Origin of the sequence: Microcella sp. (assembly GCF_040286215.1) — a bacterium.
Taxonomy (GTDB): Bacteria; Actinomycetota; Actinomycetes; order Actinomycetales; family Microbacteriaceae; genus Microcella.
In genome coordinates this window covers 35,567-53,986 of sequence record NZ_JAVKCK010000006.1, presented here as the reverse complement: position 1 = coordinate 53,986, position 18,420 = coordinate 35,567, and the positions used below count along the sequence as shown (strand labels likewise).

Sequence of the window (18,420 nt, the reverse complement as noted above, 5' to 3'; positions counted from 1 at the left end):
CCCCGTGCGGCGGATTGCCCCACGGGGCGTGTCATCCGACAGAATGTGAGCAATGTCGACGACGGCCCGCCCTCTCCCGCACCATGACGTGCTCACGGCTGTCGCGTCGTCTCTCGGCTCGACGCTCGGAGAGGTCACGGCGCTGCAGGTGGAGCCGACCGGTCAGGGCTTCACCCACGGGTACCGCGTCTCGCTCACGGACGCCGAAGGGAAGACGGCCGACCACACCGTGTTCGTCGAGACCTCGCCACCCGATACGACCCGACCAGGGGTGCTCACGCTCACGCAGCCCGGCACGGGCGAGCGCGTGGATGTCTGGGTGTACCCCGCCGACCCTGCACTGCCGGCGCTGAGAACGGCGGTCTACGCCGAAGCCGCCGGCGTCGTGCTGGGCCGCCTCGGTCTGCCCGTCGACGACCTCAAGGTCTCTCTCGCCGCGTACCGCCCCGGCAAGCGCGCGGTCGTGCGGGTCGACACGTCGGGCACGGCGTACTTCCTCAAGGTGGTCCGCCCCTCGACCGCGGAGCCGCTGCAGCGCAAGCACACTCAGTGGCGCCAGCACGGGGTGCCCGTGCCGACGGTGCTCGGCTGGAGCGAGGAGGGGCTCGTGGCTCTCGAGGCCCTCGCGGGCGCCGAGCTCATCAGCGTCCTTGACCGGGCGACCGACCAGCGGGCGCTGCTCGACGAGCTCGAGCGTCTCGTCGTGCAGATCGCCTCTGTGCCGTCTGAGGCCCCCGCGCGGGCCTCGCTCGTGCGACGCCTCGACTGGTACGAGGAGCGCCTTCTCGACCAGCTGCCCGACCACGATGCGCGTATCGAGCGCACCGCGCGGGCGATCGGCGCCCGCTATCGCGCGGGGGGTGAACCGCCCCCCTCGCGCACGGTGCACGGTGACCTGCATCTCGCGCAGCTGCTCGTCGACCCGAGCGAGCCCAGCAGCGTCACGGGCGTACTCGATATCGACACCTCAGGGTGGGGCGATCCCGCCGACGACGCCGCAGCGCTCTACGCCCACCTCATTGCGACTGTCGTCCACGATGGCGGCACCGCGGCCACCGTGCGCGCGCGCCGCAGCTCGTCTCTAGCCGACGGCTGGCGCCGCCGCTGGTTCGGCTCTCGGGATTCGGGTTTCGCCGACCGTGCGCACGCGATCGCCGGAACCCAGCTGCTGGGCCACGCGCTCGCGCGCTCCGCAGCGGGGTCGGAGGATGCACAGCTGCTGCTCGAGCGGGCAGAGCGTGTCGTGACCGCCGACGAGAGGCCGCTTACGACGTCCGTCTGGTAGCAGCGCGGTCGCCGCCCTCACGGGGTGGAGTCCATGAGAGAGGTCTCACCCACGCTTCGCGCCGCAGGGCTGATACTGGAATCATGACCTCATCGTCGGCTCGCGCGCCCCGCGCCCGAGGCACCGCGCACGGGTGGCTGTCTGTCGGCGCCGCCTCCGCGTTGGGACTCGGCCTCGTCGCCGCGAGCGCCGCGTCTCTGGCAGGGGCCATGCCGCTGGTGGACTCGACGACGGAGGCCGCCGTGCCTCCGATCTCGAGCGTCTCGCTCGAAGAGGTCAAGGGGGTGGGCAGCGCGGGCGCGAGCGTGCCAGCCCCGGCTGCGGCCACCGCGCCTGATGCTCCCACGCCGAGCCCGCGGTCAGCTCCGGCGGTGGCGCCGGCGCCCGCGCCGCAGCCGGTTGCTCCCGCACCGCCCGCCAGCCCAGCCTCGGTCGACACCCCGCCGTCGGTCGAGAGTCCCGCCTCGGCAGGCTCGGACGACTGAGTGCGGCGGTTCCGCTAGGGCGCAGAGGCCAGGCGATACCCCATGCCGCGCACCGTCTCGATGCGGTGTGCACCGATCTTCGCGCGCAGGTATCGCACGTAGACGTCGACGACGTTCGAGCCCGGGTCGAAGTCGAAGCCCCACACGCGGCTGAGCAGTTGCTCGCGCGACAGCACTTGGTCGGGGTGGCGCAGAAACTGCTCGGCGAGAGCGAATTCGCGCGCGGAGAGATCGAGCGCGGTGCCCTCGACGGTGATGCGCCGAGCGCGCAGGTCGAGGGCGAGGTCACCGTGACGCAGCACGGTATCCGCGGTGCCCTGCTGGTCCGCCTCGCGCAGCCGCACGCGAATGCGCGCGAGCAGCTCGTCGAACTTGAAGGGCTTCGGCAGGTAGTCACTCGCGCCGCCGTCGAGGCCGGTCACGGTGTCGTCGACACTGGTGCGGGCGGTGAGCATGATGACGGGCGTGGTCGCCCCTCCGGCGCGGAAGCGCCGCAGCACCTCGAAGCCGTCGACGCCGGGCAGGCCGACGTCGAGCAGCACGAGGTCGAAAGACCCGGTCGCGAGGTAGTCGAGCGCGCTCTGACCGTCCGTGACGACGGTGGTGACGTAGCCGGCGGCGGTGAGCCCCTTCTCCACGAAGGTGGAGATGCGAGACTCATCCTCCACGACCAGAATGCTGCTCACGTGTCACTCCTCGCAGGTTCGGCGCCACCGAAACCGGCCGCGGGCGGAGGAGGGGCGTCCTGCTCGGCCCCCGTCGGCAGGACGATGCCGAATCGTGCGCCGGCCCCTGAGCTGTCGAGCGTCACATAGCCGCCGTGAGCGCGGGCGATCGCGGCGACGATCGGCAGGCCGAGCCCCGAGCCGGCGATGCCGCGTCCGGTATCGGCGCGGCCGAAGCGCTCGAAGATGCGCTCCTCCGCTCCTTCCGGAATGCCCGGGCCCTCGTCCGCTACCCAGAATTCGACCGCGGTGGCGTACGCCGTGCTCCCGAGGCGGATCGTCGAGCTCGGCGGTGAGTACTTGGCCGCGTTGTCGGCGAGCTGCAGCCACGCCTGGGTGAGTCGCGACGGAGAGAGCGGGGCGATCGCCTCTGCGCTCTCGGCGAGCTGCCAGTCGTGGCCGCTCATCGCGCTGGCCTTGCTGAAGACGAGAGCCGTGAAGTCGGCGACATCCGTCGGCTCGGTGAGCAGCTGCGCCCGCTCAGCGCGGGCGAGCGCGTCGATGTCGTCGACGAGCTCGCTCATGCGGTCGAGCTCGTCGATCGCGATCTGGCGAGCCGAGTCGACATCGGCAGGGTTGCGCGGATCCATGAGCTCGAGATGGCCGCGCACGATCGTCAGGGGGGTCTTGAGCTCGTGCCGCACGTCGTCGAGCAGCTGCCGTTGCGCGGTCAACGACTCGTCGAGGCGCTCGAGCATGGCATTCACGGTCTCGGTGAGAGCCGACACGTCATCGTTGCCGTGAACCGGAATCCGCTCGCTCAGCTCTGCAGCAGTGATGCGCGACGCCGTTTCGGTGAGATCCCGCAGGGGGGAGAGAAGCCGGCCGGCGACGAACCACCCGGCCACTCCGATTGCCGCGAGCGAGAGCAGCGCGAGCCCCGCGTAGGTCAGGAAGGCCCCGCCGACCTCGTCCACCGCCGCCTGAGCATCCACTGCGGTCACGTAGACGCCCACCTGGTCATCGTCGGCGACCGACACCGGCGCGGCGATGTAGCGCAGGGTGCCGACCTGCGTCACGGCGGTGCCGAGCGTGACGACGCCGCCGCTGGCCTCCTGCCAGGCGCGGTCGATGAAGGCCGGATCATCCTCCAAGTGGAAGGCGATGCGGGTGCCCGGGATCAGGCGCGCCTCGCCGTCGATGAGCGCCACGCTGCTCTCGTTGCGCCCGGGCACGAGCCGAGACATGATCGCCGAGAGTGCTTCTTCGACCGTCGCGAAGCCGGCAGGCTCGGCCTCGGGGGCGGCGGTCGTTGATCCTTCGTTCGCCGTAGTCTCGCCCGTCACGATCGCTCGGGCCGCTTCCACCGAGGAGATGAGCTCGGTGTCGATGCTCGCCAGCACCCTGTCGCGTTGCACGAGGTAGGCAGTCAGGCCGGCGACCGTCATGCCGAGCGCCGTCACCACCAGGATCACGGCGAGAATGCGCGAGCGCACCGAGACGCGGAGAAGGGGCGAGCGCATCATCCCATTATCGGCGCGGCACAGGCGAGAAGGCCTCGCATGAGAGGACTCTCATGCGTCAATGGCGGGGGCCGATCGAGCGCAGGCGGGCCTCGTGCTCCCTTCCGAGCCGCCGCAGGTCGTGTGCCGCGCTGACGCGCAGCACGGGCGCGCCGCCGGCGCTCGACGTCGTCGCGCTCACGAGCAGCACGCGTGCGCTCAGGGCTTCCCGCAGGGCGGCGCTCGCCGTCGATCCGAGCACCAGGGGCAGGCGTGCGGTGCCGTCATCGAGCACGGCCGCTGCGTCATCCACCGCAGACTCGCGTCGCCCGGCGACGACCACCTCGCGCCCCGCGGGCTGCGCCGCGGCGGCGGCGAGGGCGGTCACCTCTGCCTCGGCCAGCAGGGCGCGGTAGGCATCGAGCTCGCGGGCGGCATTCGGATCGGGCGGAATCGGCGCCGGCGGAATGTCGGATTCGGTCTCGAACAGCAGGGGATGCTCAGGGCCCGCGGAGCGCGTCAGGCGCCGTGCCATGCACGCCCTCCTCGCCTTGTCTCCATGCCGTCGTCGAACGTGTGTTCGATAGTAGCGCGTGCCCCTCCGCGCTGGGCACGGAGCGGCTGGGCCCTCAGCGGTAGCGGCGCAGGATTCCGACCTGGGCGAGCTTCTTCGCGAGCCCCGCGCCGTCCGGGGCCCACACCCACGGCGCTGCGCCGTCGGGAGCGACGATGTGCCGGCGCCCGCCCGCAAGCACGGCCTCCGGGGTGGAGAGCTGCCGGATAGCCACGGCGGCGACGTTCTCGGGGTGCGACTTCTCGAATGCTCGATAGAGCTCCTCGTCGTGCTGGCCGTCATCGCCGATGAGCACCCAGCTCACGGCGGGGAACTCTCGTGCGAGCCGCTCGAGGCTCTCGCGCTTGTGGTCGCGCCCGCTGCGGAAGAGGCGGTCGTGCGTCGGCCCCCAGTCGGTGAGCAGCAGCGTGCCGCGCGGGTAGAGGTGCCGGCCCATGAAGCGGTCGAGGGTGGGGGCGACGTTCCACGCGCCCGTCGAGAGGTACACGACGGGGCAACCCGCGTGCTCCTGCGTGAGGCGCTCCAGCAGCACCGCCATGCCCGGCACGGGGCGTCGTGCGTGCTCGTCGAGCACGAACGTGTTCCAGGCGGCGAGGAAGGGCCGGGGCAGCGCCGTCACCATGACGGTGTCGTCGATGTCGGAGAGCACCCCTATCCGAGCCTCCGGATTCACTACGTAGATGCGCGCCGAGACCGGCTCGGAACCCTCCGTCTCGAGAGTGATGGTGTGCAGGCCGGGAGAGAGACTCACAGGGATCTCCGCGTCGACGACGCCGCCGCGGTCCGCGCGCACGATGGACTCCTGACCGTCGGCGCGCACCGTGACCTCGGCGTCGGCGACCGGGATGCTCACGAAGCTGCGCCAGCCGCGTATCGACTTCTTGGCCGCCTTCGCGGAGGCCTGGGGCCGGGTGAGCAGCACGCGGCACAGCACCCGTATCCAGCCGTCGTTGCCGTAGCCGCTGTACGGGATGACCGTGGGGACGAGCCCGCGTTTGCGCGCGCGACGCTCGCGAAAGCGGTGAAAGCGGTCTTCGAGGCCCGAGGCCCAGGTCGCCCATCGGGAGGGCGGGGAGGGGTCCGGCGTCTCGTCCGTCACCGGCCCAGTCTGTCAGAGCACAGCGGCGCAATGGTTCGTTCTGGGGAGACGCGAACCATGGAGCGAGCCGCGACGCACCTGAGAGTCATGCGCGTTCGAGTCGCTGAGGGCGCTACTGTGGGCATCGGTCGAGCGAAAGGACCTCATCGTGTCGAACTCTGAGACCTACACCCTGCACCCCGGCGCCACCGCACTGATCCGCAACGAGCCGGTGCAGGCGCGCAGCACTGCGCGACTCGCCACACTGCTCGACTCCGCAGCGGCGGCGATCGATGAGATCGGCTACGAGAAGCTCACGACGGCGATGGTCGCCGAGCGCGCTGGTGCCTCCATCGGCACCGTGTACCGCTACTTTCCCGACCGCATCGCCGTGCTGCAGTCCCTCGCCTCCCGCAACCTGGAGCGGCTCATGGTGCGCATCTCGGAGGAGCTCGCGCGCGGCGACCACGCCTCGGCGCAGGATGCCCTGCTCGCCGTCGTCGACACCCTGGTCGACCTGTTCCGCTCCGAGCCGGGGTTCCGGTCGTTGCGCGTGGGCGACGTGCTCGACCTGCTCCCGCCGGCCACGGAGGAGCCCGCATCGACGGTGATCGCCGGCGCGGTGGGCGATGCCTTCGTCGAGCGTTTCGGTGCGGCAGACTCCGCTGAGTTCCGCCTCGCCGTGGGCTCGGCGGTGGAGGTCGCCGATGCTCTCGTCGCTCGCGCGTTCGCGCGGTCCTCACCGGGCGAAGACGCCCTGCTTGCTGAGGCGCGCCGCGCGGTCACGGCGGTCGTCGTCGATCGACTCTGAGCGGCGGTCGCGCCAGCCGTTCTCACCCTCGCTGCGCGCGGGCACGGAGCGCGCGATGCTCAATCCTCCGGCGTCGTCGCGTCGCCGTCTCCCACACGGTCGGAGAAGCGCGCGACGTAGCGGTCGAGCAGCCGCTTGACGGCGTACACGAGCAGCCAGAAGCCGAGGATCGCCGCGACGAAGAAGTAGGCGGCCGAGCTCAACTGACCTGAGATCGACCGATAGCCTTCGGCGGCAGCCGAGCCCACCGAGACGTAGGCGAACGACCAGATCACGCAGGCGGGCGCCAGCCAGAGCATGAAGGTGCGGTAGCGCAGCGTGCTCATGCCCACGACGAGCGGTGTGAGCGAGTGCAGCACCGGCAGGAAGCGCGAGATGAAGACGGCGATGCCGCCGCGATGGTCGAGGAAGTTCTCTGCTCGCCGCCAGTTCTTCTCGCCGATGCGCGCACCGAGCCGTGAGGCGCGCAGGCGTGGGCCGAAGAAGCGCCCGATGGCGAAGCCCACCGAGGCGCCGCCGAGCGCCCCCGCGATCGCGATCCCGACGAGCGAGAAGTAGCCGAGGGGGGTGTCGACGGCGGTGCTCGCAACGAGAACCACGGTGTCGCCTGGCACGACGAGGCCGACCAGCACACTCGTCTCCAAGAAGATGAACAGGCCGGCCAGGAGGGTGCGCAGTACGGGGTCGACGGCTTGCACGTAGCCGAGCAGGTCGTCGAGCAGTTCGTTCACGATCGCGAGCCTAGCGATGCTGAACGGGGGCGGGCTGTGCGCCGCTACCGCGCGGCAAGGGGTACTCGGGACCTTCGGCCCTGTCCCGCTCCTGAGCGCGGCTCGTAGGGTCGAATCGTCCCCTCTCCCTCGCTCGTGGAAGGTCGCCCCTCGTGCTCGAATGGCTCGATCCGCTGCTGCTCGCCCGCTGGCAGTTCGGTCTTACGACCCTGTACCACTTCCTGTTCGTCCCGCTCACGATCGGCATGGTCGTCCTCGTGGCGATCCTGCAGACCGCGTGGGTGCGCACCGGCAAGCTCAAGTACCTGCACCTCACCCGGCTGTTCGGCAAGATCTTCCTCATCAACTTCGCGATGGGCGTCGTCACCGGCATCGTGCAGGAGTTCCAGTTCGGCATGAACTGGAGCGACTACTCGCGCTTCGTCGGAGACGTCTTCGGGGCGCCGCTGGCCATGGAGGGCCTGATCGCCTTCTTCCTCGAGGCCACGATGATCGGCCTGTGGATCTTCGGATGGGACAAGCTGCCGGCCAGGCTGCACCTCGCGACGATCTGGATGCTCGCGGTCTCCACGACGCTGTCGGCGTACTTCATCCTCGCCGCCAACGCCTTCATGCAGAACCCGGTCGGCTTCGCGATCAACGAGGAGCGCGGTCGCGCCGAACTGACCGACATCGTCGCGGTGCTCACCAATCCCGTCGCCCTCGCACAGTTTCCGCACACGATCTTCGCCGCGACGATGTTCGCCGCGGTCGTCATGGTCGCCGTCGCCGCCTTCCACCTCTCGCGGGGCCAGTACGTCGACGAGATGCGCACGGCTCTGCGGTTCGGCCTCGTTACCAACATCGTGTGCTTCGCCGGGGTGGCCCTCACGGGAGACCAGCTGAGCCTCATCATGGTCGAGACGCAGCCCATGAAGATGGCGGCGGCCGAGGCGCTCTACACGACGACGGCCGGAGCATCCTTCTCGATCTTCACCTGGGGCACGCCGGACGGGTCAAGCGAGCTGTTCTCGATCCGCATCCCCTACGTGCTCTCGTTCCTGTCCACGCACGACATCATGGGCACCGTCGAGGGAATCAACGACCTACAGGCGCAGTACCAGTCGGAGTTCGGCCCGGGCGACTACACGCCCATCATCTGGGTGACCTACTGGAGCTTCCGCTGGATGATCGGCCTTGGCGCCCTCGCGGCCCTCGTCTCCGTCGTCGGCCTGTGGCTGACGCGCGGCGGCCGTACCCCGGCCGGGTGGGCGTGGAAGGTCGCCATCTGGTCGGCGCCTCTTCCCCTGGTGGCGAGCCTCGTCGGCTGGATCTTCACCGAGATGGGCCGGCAGCCGTGGATCGTGTTCGGCCTGATGAAGACGGAGGACGGCGTCTCGCCGGGCGTGACGGGCCTCGAGGTTCTGCTCTCGCTCGTCGCCTTCACCCTCATCTACGGCGCACTCGCGGTCGTCGAGTTCAAGCTCATCGTCAAGGCCGCCGTCGAGGGCCCGCAGGACTGGGCGAAGTACGACGCAGACGAGGACGGCGACGGCACGGTCGACCCCCGCACCCTCGCGACCGTCTACTAGCCCGACGACACGACCACGCAGACAGGACACATCATGGATCTCGCACTCCTCTGGTTCGGCATCGTCGGCTTTCTCTTCATCGGGTACTTCGTGCTCGACGGCTTCGACTTCGGCGTGGGCATGTCGATGCCCTTCCTCGCGAAGGACGACACTGACAAGCGGCTGCTCATCAACACGATCGGTCCCGTCTGGGATCTCAACGAGACGTGGCTCATCGTGGCGGGCGCCTCGCTCTTCGCCGCTTTCCCGTTCTGGTACGCCACCCTGTTTGACGGCTTCTACCTCGCTCTGCTGCTCATCCTTCTGGCGCTCATCGCGCGCGGCGTGTCGTTCGAGTACCGCCGTCTGGGCAAGTCGCCGCGGTGGAAGGCGTGGTTCGACGGGATGATCGTGGTCGGCTCCGCGGTACCGGCCCTGCTGTGGGGCGTCGCGTTCGCGAACATCGTGCAGGGGGTGGCGATCGACGAATCCGGCACGTACACGGGCTCGCTGTTCGATCTGCTGAACGTGTACGCGATTCTCGGCGGACTCACGACGCTGCTGTTGTTCTTCACGCACGGCGTGCAGTTCGTGGCGCTGAAGACCGACGGAGACATGCGCCAGAGGGCTCGCGCCCTCGCGAAGCGCTCGGGGCTGCTCACGATCGTCGTCGCCGCGGCGTTCTTGGTGTGGACAGCCGTGCAGCACCTCGACGTCGCGCACCTGCCGCTCATCCTCGCTCTCGCGGGGGGAGCAGCAGTCGCTCTCATCGGGTCGTGGGTCGCCAACGCTGGCGGGCGCGAACGGTGGGCCTTCGGGCTCACGGCGACGACGATCGCCCTCGCCGTGGGCGCGATCCTCGCGGCGATGTACCCGAATGTCATGCCGTCGACCACTGATCCGGCCTTCAGTCTCACGATCGAGAACGCGTCGAGCTCGACGTACACTCTTCAGATCATGACCTGGTTGGCGGTGTTCGCGATGCCCCTCGTGCTCGCGTACCAGGGCTGGACCTACTGGGTGTTCCGCCAGCGGCTCACCCGAGATCTGATTCCGGCGGACGCGCACTGAGGCCGCTCGACCCGCGACTGCTGCGCACGGCGACGGCAGCCCGATCGCTCCTTCTCATCGGGTCGGCCGTCGCGGTCGTGCACACCGCGAGCATCATCGCCTTCAGCTGGTTCCTGGCGCACAGTGTCGCCGGTCTCATCGGGGGCGAGTCGCTCGAGCAGCTCGCCGTGCCGGTCCTCGGAACGGCGGTCAGCGTGCTGGCCCGCGCGGGAACGCAGGCCGTGCTCGACGGGCTCGCCGTGCGCGGTGCGGCCGTCGTCAAGAGCCAGCTGCGTCGGCGCGTGCTCGAGGGACTCGACCGCGGCGGGTCCTCGCTGCTCGGCTCGACGTCGAGTGCGCGCGTTGCCACGCTGGTCGGGCAGGGACTGGATGCGCTCGACGGGTACGTGGGTCGCTACCTGCCGCAGTTGATCCTGACCGCCGTCGCCACGCCGCTCGTCGTGCTCGCCCTGCTCACGGCCGATCTGGCGACCGGAGTGGCCGTCATCCTCACCCTGCCTCTCATCCCGCTCTTCATGATCCTCATCGGTCTCGCCACCCAGGCGATGCAGCGCCGCCAGTGGGAGGCCCTCGGCACTCTCTCCCAAGGCTTCCTGGAGGTGGTGCGCGGTCTCTCGACGCTCATGATCTTTGGTCGTCAGCACCGCCAGACGCCTCGCATCGAGTCCGTCACCGAGCAGTACCGCCAGCGCACCATGCGGGTTCTGAGGCTCTCGTTCCTCTCCGGCTTCGCTCTCGAACTCGCCGCGAGCCTCTCGGTCGCCGTCGTCGCCGTATCGATTGGTGTACGGCTCATCGACGGCGACATCGCTTTCGCCCTCGGCCTCTTCGTGCTCGTGCTGGTGCCCGAGGCCTACCTTCCGCTGCGGCAGGTGGGCGCGCAGTACCACGCGGCGGCGGAGGGCATCGCCGCCGCCGACGATGCGCTCGCGTTCCTCGAGCAGGCCGACGACGCGGTCAGCCCTGACGTCGGCGAGGGTGTCGCGGCTGCGCCCCTCGGCGCGGAGGATGAGGCCGCGCTCGACCTGCGCGAGCTCACGGTGCGTCGTGGCGATCGGGTCGTCGTTGATCGGCTCTCGGCGAGTTGGCAGGCCGGCCAGGTCGTCGCGATCACGGGCCCGAGCGGCACAGGCAAGACGTCGCTCCTTCTCGCGATTCTCGGCCTCCACGAGGCCGAGGGCCTGGTTGTCGTGGCAGGCGAGCGCCTCGAGCCGGGCCAGCGCGCAGCACGCATCGCCTGGTCCCCGCAGTCTGCCGATCTCACCGAGGGCACGCTCGATGAGGTCATCGCTCTGGGCGGCGCGAGGGCCGACCGCGCCGCGGTCGACGCGGCACTGCGCTGGGCCCGGCTGCAGGACCTGCCGCGCGATACCGTGCTCGGGCCCGCCGGAGACGGGCTCTCCGGCGGTCAAGCGCAGCGGCTGGCGCTCGCGAGAGCGGTCTACCGGGCGCGCGCCCGGGACTGCCGGATCATCCTGCTCGATGAGCCGACCTCCGCCCTCGATACCGTGACCGAGACTGCCGTGCTCGCGAGCGTGCGCGAGCTCGCCGATGAGGGCCGTCTCGTGATCGTGGTCTCGCACCGCCGCTCGGTCGTCGATGCGGCCGACCTCCACCTCGATCTCCAGCCGATTCAGGCCGGACTGGGGGCATCATGAGCGCGTCCGCTCGTGAGCGTCGCGCTGCACATCGCGCCAGCCGGCGCCCCGTGCTGCGCGCCGCGATGCCCGCGCGGGCGAGCGTGCTCGCCGCCCTCGCGCTGGGGGTGCTCGCCGCGGGCTCCGCCGTGGCACTGCTCGCGACCTCGTCGTGGCTCATCGCTCGAGCAGCGGAGCAGCCGCCCATCCTGTTCCTCGGCTTCGCCATCGTCGGCGTGCGCGCCTTCGCGCTCGGCCGGGCAGTGTTCCGCTATCTCGAACGCACCGTCGCGCACGATGGCGCGTTCCGATCGCTCGCCTCGTTGCGGGTCACGATCTTCCAGAGGCTCCTGCCCCTCGCCCCCGACGGCGTGCGCGGAGTGCGACGCGGCGATCTGCTGACGACGCTCGTGCGCGACGTCGACACGCTGCAGGACCTCCCCCTGCGGGTGGCGCAACCGCTCGTGAGCGGAGGCATCGTGGCCGGGCTCGCCGTTGTCGGGGTCGCCTGGCTCTCTCCCGTGTCGGGCACCGTGCTGGCACTCGGACTGCTGCTGACCAGCGCAGCGGCATTCGGTGTGCTGCATCTGCTCAGTCGCGCCGCCGACGCCCGCATCGCGCCGCTGCGCGCGCGTCTTGCCGACGCCGTGCTCGAGTACGTCACACGATGGGAGGTGCTGAACGCGTTCGGCGCTGCCGAGGAGCGACGGGCGAGCATCCTCGACCTCGACGGCGAGCTGCGTCGTGCGCAGTCGCGGCAGTCGGCCGCTGCGGGCAGCGTGGCGGCCCTCTTCACGCTCGGCGCGGGTGCCACCGCTCTCGTCACGCTCGTCGCGACGGAGCCGGCCCTCTCGACCGGTGCGCTCACCGGCCCCCAGTTCGCACTGCTCGTGCTCGTGCCGCTCGCCGTGCTCGAGGTGGCGGCGGCGCTCCCGCTCGCCATGGCTGCGTGGTGGCGCGTGCGGGCGAGTGCCGACCGCATCGCGGCTGCCGTGCCGGCGCGCGTCCCGCCCGAGATCCCGGGCCCGCCCGCGACTCCCGCGCCGCCGCCTGCCTCGGCGACGCCGCTCACCCTGCGTGGGGTCACCGCCCGCTGGCCGGGCCAGTCGACGCCCGCGATGGCGCCGCTCGACCTCGAGGTCGGTCCCGGCGATCGCGTCATCGTGGAAGGGCCCAGCGGCGCCGGCAAGTCGACGCTCGCGCACGTGCTCGTACGATTCCTCGACCACGAGGGCGACTACCTGCTCGGCGGCGTCGACGTGCGCCGTCTCGACCCCGACGACGTGCGCCGCCACGTGGTGCTGTGCGAGCAGTCGCCGCACCTGTTCGACACGAGCATTCGGCAGAACCTGCTCTTCGCGTGCGACACGGCCACCGACGCCGACCTTCTCGGGGTGCTCGATCGCGTGGGTCTGGGCCAGTGGTGCCGAGAGCGGGGCGGGCTCGATGCCCCGGTCGGTGAGCGGGGGCGCCTCGTCTCGGGCGGCGAGGCGCAGCGTCTGGCCCTCGCCCGTGCACTGCTGTCGTCGGCGACCGTGCTGGTCGTCGACGAGCCGACGGCGAACGTCGACCCCGCGCGCGCAGAGGCGCTGCTGGGGGAGCTGGTGAGGGCGATTGGCGACGATCGCGGGGTTGTCATCATCTCGCATACGCCCGTGCCCGACAGGCTCGTGACGCGGCGGGTGCGCGTCACCGCGATCGGCTAGTCGCCGACTCGGGTTGCAGCGCCGGGCACGCCGTCGCGAGCACTCAGTACTCGGTGCGCTCCGCGAAACTGCTCCAGGCCTCGAAGGGCGCAAGCCGGTCGGGGGAGGGCTCGTGCCGCAGCGCGGTCGGCCAGTCGCCGCCAGGCTGCTCGAAGAGCGCGTAGAAGGCCGAGTCGTCGAATCCTGCGGCGGCGGCATCGTTCCGGTCGGCGGCGAAGATCACGGTGTCGAGCCGTGCCCACAGGGCGGCGGCCCCGCACATGGGGCAGGGTTCGCACGAGCTGTAGAGCGAGCATCCGCTCAGATCGAAGGTGCCCAAGCGCACCGCTGCCGCCCGAATGGCGACCACCTCGGCGTGCGCGGTCGGGTCGTTGTCGAGCGTCACGCGGTTGGTGCCCTCGACGACGCTGCCGTCGGGCATCACGATGACGGCGCCGAACGGCCCCCCGCCAGCGGCGACGTTGCGCACGGCGAGGTCGAGGGCTCGGGCAAGGGGAGAGGATGTCGACACGTCGCAGACTGTAGCAAGCCCGCACGGCGCCGCCAGGGGCTAGAGTGAGCGTCGCCACCGCACTGTTCATCGATCTGCAAGGAAGAGGCAGTCATCCCATGGTGCGCACAACCGGCCCCGCCCCCAGCTTCATGACGAGCGACGATGGAGAGCCCGTCTACCGACCGGGGCTGGACGAGGACGAGGATGCTCCGCGCGAGATGCGCGTCGAGTCCGACTCGCTCGGCGAGATGCCGATACCCGCCGATGCCTACTGGGGCATCCACACAGCGCGGGCCCTGACCAACTTCCCGATCACGCGCCGGGCGCTCTCCAACCACCCCAATCTCGTGATCGCCCTCGCGATGGTGAAGCAGGCGGCGGCTCGCGCGAACAAGGAGATCGGGGTGATTCGGCCCGAGCGCGCCGACCTCATCGACCGGGCGTGCCAGGAGATCATCGAGGGCGAGCTGCACGACCAGTTCGTGCTCGGGGTGCTGCAGGGCGGCGCGGGCACCAGCACCAACATGTGCGCGAACGAGATCATCGCCAACCGGTGCCTCGAGCTCATGGGCCTGCCGAAGGGCGACTACGACAACTTCCACCCCATCGACCACGTCAATCGCAGTCAGTCCACGAACGACGTGTACCCGACCGCCATCAAGCTCGCCATGGTCTTCAGCCTGCGCAGCCTGCTCGACGAGCACCGGCTGCTCATCGAGGCGTTCGCGGCGAAGGGGCAGGAGTTCGCCTCGATCCTCAAGGTCGGCCGCACCCAGCTGCAGGACGCCGTACCGATGACGCTCGGTCAGGAGTTCCGCGGCTTTGCGACGACCCTCGGTGAGGATCAGGAGCGGCTCGGCGAGATCATCCCGTGGCTCAACGAGATCAACCTGGGTGCGACGGCAATCGGCACGGGCATCACCGCAGATCCGCGCTACGCCGAGTCGGTGCGGCGGCACCTGAGCGAGATCAGCGGTTACACGATGGTGACGGCACCGGACCTCATCGAGGCCACGAGCGACACCGGCATCTTCATGACCGTCTCCGGCACGCTCAAGCGCGCAGCCGTGAAGCTGTCGAAGATCTGCAACGACCTGCGCCTGCTCTCGAGCGGGCCGCAGGCGGGCCTCGGCGAGATCTCGCTGCCGCACCGCCAGGCGGGGTCGTCGATCATGCCGGGCAAGGTCAACCCGGTCATCCCGGAGGTCGTCAACCAGGTCGCGTTCTCGATCATCGGCGCCGATGCGACGGTGACGGCTGCGGCGGAGGGCGGGCAGCTGCAGCTCAACGCCTTCGAGCCGGTGATCGCCTCGAGCATTCTGCAGTCTCTCGCCTGGATGACGAACGCGTGCCGCACTCTGCGTCTGAACTGCGTGGACGGCATCACGGCGAACGTGGAGCGGCTCACGAGCATGGTCGAGTCGAGCGTCGGCGTCGTCACCGCGCTCACGCCGTACATCGGCTACCAGCGCTCGGCCGCGCTCGCCTACGAGGCGCTCAGCTCTGACGTGCCCGTGCGGCAGCTCGTCATCGAGCGCGGCCTGATGACGGAGGCGGAGATCGCTAAGGTGCTCTCGCCGGAGCGCTTGAGCGGGGTGGTGCCGGCCACGGGTGCTATCGCCCTGCCGATGGTGCCGCCCGAGAACTGAGGCTCGGCTCAGGCCGGCCTGTCGTCCTCGTCGACCGGCTGCTCGCCGTGCTCGACCCCCGGCAGCTCGACGCGCTCGTCCGGGTCGATGGTCGGCGGGGGCAGCGTCTCGTCGATCGGGTCGAGGTCGACCTCGCGCTCGTCGTCGCTGTGCGGCTCGTACTCCCGGTCCATGCTGGCCTCCCCATCTGGTCGCGAGCTGCTCGAAGCGCCGGGCTCGGCGTGGGCACCATTGTGCTCGGCACGCGCTCCGCGCGCTACCCGGTCATCGGGCACGCCACAGGTGCAGGGTCGCGTAGCTGCGCCACGGCGCCCAGCGCTCGCCGAGCTCGGCCGCCTGCCGCGGTGTTGACGCGAGCCCTCGGGCGCGCAGCGTGGCGAGTAGCACAAGGTCGCTCGCCAGCAGGATGTCGGGTGCGCCCAGCACGCGCATGGTGACGTAGTCGGCGGTCCACGGCCCGACGCCGGGTTGGCCGAGCAACCGCGCGCGCAACTCAGCGGCGGTCAGCCCCACGTCGAGGGCCAGCTCGCCGCTCGCAAGCGCCTCGCTCACGCCCAGGATCGCCCGCACGCGGGATGCGGGGCCGCGCAGCACCGCGGCGCCGTGCAGGGCGAGCTGCCCGGCTGTGGGGAAGGGCAGCAGGGCACCGTCGGCCGCCGGCGTGCCGTCGAGCTGCGCGATGTCGGCGGCGATGCGCCCGAGCACGGTGCGCGCGGCGGAGAGGGAGATCTGCTGGCCGACCATGGTGCGCAGCAGCGTCTCGGCGGGATCGAGACCTCCCGGCACGCGGATGCCCGGCACAGCGGCGACGAGGGGCGCGAGCAGGGCATCCCGCGCCAGCGAGGCATCGATCGCGGCGGCGTCGGCGTCGAGATCGAACCAGCGGCGCACGCGCGCCGTGAGCGGGGCGACGTCCTGGAGCGTCGCGAGTGTCGCCGTGCAGCGCACGCCGGCCCGCTCCTCGTCGAGGCGCACGTGCACGTGCGCGAGTCCGCCGGGCAGGCGCAGCCAGCGCTCGATGCCCTCGTCGGTGACGCGCTCGACGCCCGGCACGGCGTGGTCGGCCAGGTAGCGCAGTACGCCAGCGCCGTCGAACGGCGCGCGGGCGGCCAAGCGCAGGGTGATGGTCGTGCCGGTGCCGCCTGGACCCTCGGTCTGCGACGAGGGCCGGGCGCTGCGGGATTCTCGACGCGCGAGCGCTCGCAGCTCGCTCGGGGTCAGGTCGTACACCGCGCGCACGGTGTCGTTGAACTGCCGGATGCTGCGGAAGCCGCTCGCGAAGGCCACCTGGGCGGCAGGCAGCTCGGTTGCCGACAGCAGAGTGCGGGCCGTCTCGGCGCGGTGTGCGCGGGCGAGGGCGAGGGGGCCGGCGCCGAGCTCCGCCGTCATCACCCGGGTGAGATGGCGCGGGCTGTAGCCGAGGTGCGCGGCGAGGCCCGGCACGCCGTCGCGCTCGATGACGCCGTCGAGGATGAGCCGCATGGCGCGACCCACGAGGTCGTCGCGCAGATTCCACTGCGGGTTGCCCGGGGTAGCGTCGGGCTGGCATCGCTTGCAAGCCCGAAGCCCGGCCTCATGGGCGGCGGCCGCGGTCGGGTAGAAGCGTACGTTGCGCTTGCGTGGCGTCGTGGCGGGGCAGCTGGGCCGGCAGTAGATGCCCGTGGAGTGGACGCCCGCGATGAACTGCCCGTCGAACCGGGCGTCACGTGCGGTGAGCACGCGGTAGCAGCGGTCGTGATCGAGCGTGGGCACGGTGCCAGCGTGCCAGTTGCGGGGCGCCGGCACCAACGGGAATCGGACGCGGCACTCTGTCACTCTCATCGGGCGAGCGCGGCTACAGTGGCGCACATGACCGCCTCCCCTCGACTGCCCGACTACACCGCGACCGGGGTGGGGCGGGCGCCCGCCCCGGCGGTCTCGCGCGCGCCGGAGCCGGTGCGGTCAGAAGCGGCGAGCGTCGCCCAGCCAGGGCTGGCAGTCGCACCGCGGCGCACGAGCCCGCTCCTCATCGTGCTCGCCGTGCTCGGATTCATCGCGCTCGCGCTCGTGCTGCTGGTCGTGCTCGCGTACCTCGTGATCGCGCTCGGCACAGCCGGCGCCGTCGTGGGAGGCCTGCTCGCGCTCGTGCCCCTGGCGATCGTCGTGCTGGGCATCCGGTGGATCGACCGGTGGGAGCCCGAGCCGCGGTCGGCGCTCGCCTTCGCCTTCCTGTGGGGTGCGGGCGCCAGTGTGCTGATCGCCCTCGCGGTTGATGCGGAGATCCAGAATGCGCTCGCCGCGGTGGGCGGCCCCGGGCCCGGCTTCGATTTCATCGCCGCCGCGGTGCAGGCCCCCATCGTCGAGGAGGTCGGCAAAGGTCTCGGGGTCCTCATCCTGTTCTGGGCGGTGCGGCGGCACTTCGACGGGCCCGTCGACGGCATCGTGTACGCGGCGTGCGTGGGAGGCGGGTTCGCCTTCACCGAGAACATTCTCTACTTCGGTCAGTCGCTCTTCGACGGGTCGACGGCGACGACCGTGGAGACCTTCGTCGTGCGCGGACTCATGTCGCCCTTCGCGCACGTCATGTTCTCGGCGTGCCTCGGGGCCGCTCTCGGCTTCGCCGCCCGGCGCACGGGTGCCGTCGGAGTGCTCGGGTACTTCGTGCTCGGCCTCGTTCCGGCTGTGCTCCTGCACGCTTTCTGGAATGGCGCCCTGTTCTTCGTCGGCGACTTCTACGGCTACTACCTGCTCGTGCAGGTTCCTCTGTTCCTCGTCGCGGTCGGCATCGTGGCGATGCTGCGCGGCCAGGAGCGGCAGCTCACCGAGGAGCGCCTCGCCGAGTACGCCGCGGTCGGTTGGTTGCACCCCCAGGAGGTTGCGATGATCGCGAGTGCCGCCGGGCGGCGGCAGGCCACGGCGTGGGCGCAGCGGCACGGGGTGGGCGCTCTGATGGCGGCGTTCATCCGCGACGCGACCCGCCTCGCGTACGCGCGCCAGCGCATCCTCGGCGATCGGGATGACATCGGCGCGCGCGCCGATGAGGCGGCCCTTCTGGCTGCTCTGGCGCGCTCGCGCCACGCTCTGCGCGGCGGCGCTTAACAGACTCGCCGCCCAGTGGCGGGGCGATGCCTCCGGCGCGCCTGGGCGGCGAGTTGATCTGGTCATCATCGTCCCCCTCTTGGGGACGCTCGTCAAGAGGCAGTG

The 18,420-nt window shown here is 70.8% G+C and carries 17 protein-coding genes; 9 read left to right on the top strand and 8 right to left on the bottom strand.

What is annotated here, in order from left to right; translation table 11 throughout:
• Window positions 1-52: 52 nt before the first annotated feature.
• Both RJQ01_RS02615 and RJQ01_RS02610 read left to right on the top strand, forming a co-directional pair.
• Window positions 53-1,285: a phosphotransferase family protein gene (locus tag RJQ01_RS02615; protein WP_350475153.1), complete on the top strand. Its 1,233-nt coding sequence runs from the start codon at window positions 53-55 to the stop codon at window positions 1,283-1,285.
• Between the two features lie 83 nt (window positions 1,286-1,368).
• Window positions 1,369-1,770, top strand: a complete 402-nt coding sequence (locus RJQ01_RS02610; protein ID WP_350475152.1) for a hypothetical protein — start codon at window positions 1,369-1,371, stop codon at window positions 1,768-1,770.
• 14 nt (window positions 1,771-1,784) lie between these two features.
• Here the strand turns inward: RJQ01_RS02610 and RJQ01_RS02605 are convergent, their stop codons facing one another.
• The 4 genes from RJQ01_RS02605 to RJQ01_RS02590 form a co-directional block, all read right to left on the bottom strand.
• Window positions 1,785-2,456 carry a response regulator transcription factor gene (locus RJQ01_RS02605; RefSeq protein WP_350475151.1) on the bottom strand — a complete coding sequence of 224 codons (672 nt, stop codon included), beginning with the start codon at window positions 2,454-2,456 and terminating at the stop codon, window positions 1,785-1,787.
• Window positions 2,453-3,958 (bottom strand): sensor histidine kinase, encoded by a 1,506-nt coding sequence (locus RJQ01_RS02600; RefSeq protein WP_350475149.1) that lies wholly within the window; start codon window positions 3,956-3,958, stop codon window positions 2,453-2,455. The genes RJQ01_RS02605 and RJQ01_RS02600 overlap by 4 nt, the downstream gene beginning before the upstream one ends.
• A gap of 58 nt (window positions 3,959-4,016) precedes the next feature.
• Complete coding sequence (locus RJQ01_RS02595; protein WP_350475148.1) at window positions 4,017-4,472, bottom strand: hypothetical protein; 456 nt, start codon at window positions 4,470-4,472, stop codon at window positions 4,017-4,019.
• A 94-nt stretch (window positions 4,473-4,566) separates the two neighbouring features.
• Entirely contained in the window at window positions 4,567-5,610 is a 1,044-nt protein-coding gene (locus tag RJQ01_RS02590; protein ID WP_350475147.1) for an App1 family protein phosphatidate phosphatase, read from the bottom strand.
• A gap of 148 nt (window positions 5,611-5,758) precedes the next feature.
• Between RJQ01_RS02590 and RJQ01_RS02585 the strand changes: the two genes are divergently transcribed.
• Window positions 5,759-6,400 carry a TetR/AcrR family transcriptional regulator gene (locus RJQ01_RS02585; protein WP_350475146.1) on the top strand — a complete coding sequence of 214 codons (642 nt, stop codon included), beginning with the start codon at window positions 5,759-5,761 and terminating at the stop codon, window positions 6,398-6,400.
• A gap of 59 nt (window positions 6,401-6,459) precedes the next feature.
• Here the strand turns inward: RJQ01_RS02585 and RJQ01_RS02580 are convergent, their stop codons facing one another.
• Window positions 6,460-7,131, bottom strand: a complete 672-nt coding sequence (locus RJQ01_RS02580) for a DedA family protein (RefSeq protein WP_350475145.1) — start codon at window positions 7,129-7,131, stop codon at window positions 6,460-6,462.
• A gap of 152 nt (window positions 7,132-7,283) precedes the next feature.
• Between RJQ01_RS02580 and RJQ01_RS02575 the strand changes: the two genes are divergently transcribed.
• The 4 genes from RJQ01_RS02575 to cydC are packed head-to-tail and all read left to right on the top strand — an operon-like array spanning window position 7,284 to window position 13,095.
• The gene (locus RJQ01_RS02575) at window positions 7,284-8,702 is read left to right on the top strand and encodes a cytochrome ubiquinol oxidase subunit I (RefSeq protein WP_350475144.1); all 1,419 of its coding nucleotides are present in this window, start codon (window positions 7,284-7,286) and stop codon (window positions 8,700-8,702) included.
• Window positions 8,703-8,735: 33 nt separating this feature from the next.
• On the top strand, window positions 8,736-9,752 hold the full coding sequence (gene cydB / locus RJQ01_RS02570; RefSeq protein ID WP_350475143.1) for a cytochrome d ubiquinol oxidase subunit II: 1,017 nt from the start codon (window positions 8,736-8,738) through the stop codon (window positions 9,750-9,752).
• Entirely contained in the window at window positions 9,689-11,410 is a 1,722-nt protein-coding gene (gene cydD, locus RJQ01_RS02565; RefSeq protein ID WP_350475429.1) for a thiol reductant ABC exporter subunit CydD, read from the top strand. Before cydB ends, cydD begins: the two co-directional genes overlap by 64 nt.
• Window positions 11,407-13,095, top strand: a complete 1,689-nt coding sequence (gene cydC, locus RJQ01_RS02560) for a thiol reductant ABC exporter subunit CydC (protein ID WP_350475142.1) — start codon at window positions 11,407-11,409, stop codon at window positions 13,093-13,095. The genes cydD and cydC overlap by 4 nt, the downstream gene beginning before the upstream one ends.
• A 43-nt stretch (window positions 13,096-13,138) precedes the next feature.
• Here the strand turns inward: cydC and RJQ01_RS02555 are convergent, their stop codons facing one another.
• On the bottom strand, window positions 13,139-13,606 hold the full coding sequence (locus RJQ01_RS02555) for a nucleoside deaminase (RefSeq protein WP_350475141.1): 468 nt from the start codon (window positions 13,604-13,606) through the stop codon (window positions 13,139-13,141).
• A gap of 200 nt (window positions 13,607-13,806) precedes the next feature.
• Between RJQ01_RS02555 and RJQ01_RS02550 the strand changes: the two genes are divergently transcribed.
• Complete coding sequence (locus RJQ01_RS02550) at window positions 13,807-15,237, top strand: aspartate ammonia-lyase (protein ID WP_350475428.1); 1,431 nt, start codon at window positions 13,807-13,809, stop codon at window positions 15,235-15,237.
• 8 nt (window positions 15,238-15,245) lie between these two features.
• Here the strand turns inward: RJQ01_RS02550 and RJQ01_RS02545 are convergent, their stop codons facing one another.
• Both RJQ01_RS02545 and RJQ01_RS02540 read right to left on the bottom strand, forming a co-directional pair.
• Window positions 15,246-15,410: a hypothetical protein gene (locus RJQ01_RS02545; protein ID WP_350475140.1), complete on the bottom strand. Its 165-nt coding sequence runs from the start codon at window positions 15,408-15,410 to the stop codon at window positions 15,246-15,248.
• Window positions 15,411-15,501: 91 nt separating this feature from the next.
• The gene (locus RJQ01_RS02540; protein WP_350475139.1) at window positions 15,502-16,989 is read right to left on the bottom strand and encodes an AlkA N-terminal domain-containing protein; all 1,488 of its coding nucleotides are present in this window, start codon (window positions 16,987-16,989) and stop codon (window positions 15,502-15,504) included.
• A 96-nt stretch (window positions 16,990-17,085) separates the two neighbouring features.
• On the opposite strand from RJQ01_RS02540, the gene RJQ01_RS02535 reads away from it, so the two are divergent.
• Window positions 17,086-18,315 (top strand): PrsW family intramembrane metalloprotease, encoded by a 1,230-nt coding sequence (locus RJQ01_RS02535; protein WP_350475138.1) that lies wholly within the window; start codon window positions 17,086-17,088, stop codon window positions 18,313-18,315.
• Window positions 18,316-18,420 lie beyond the last annotated feature (105 nt).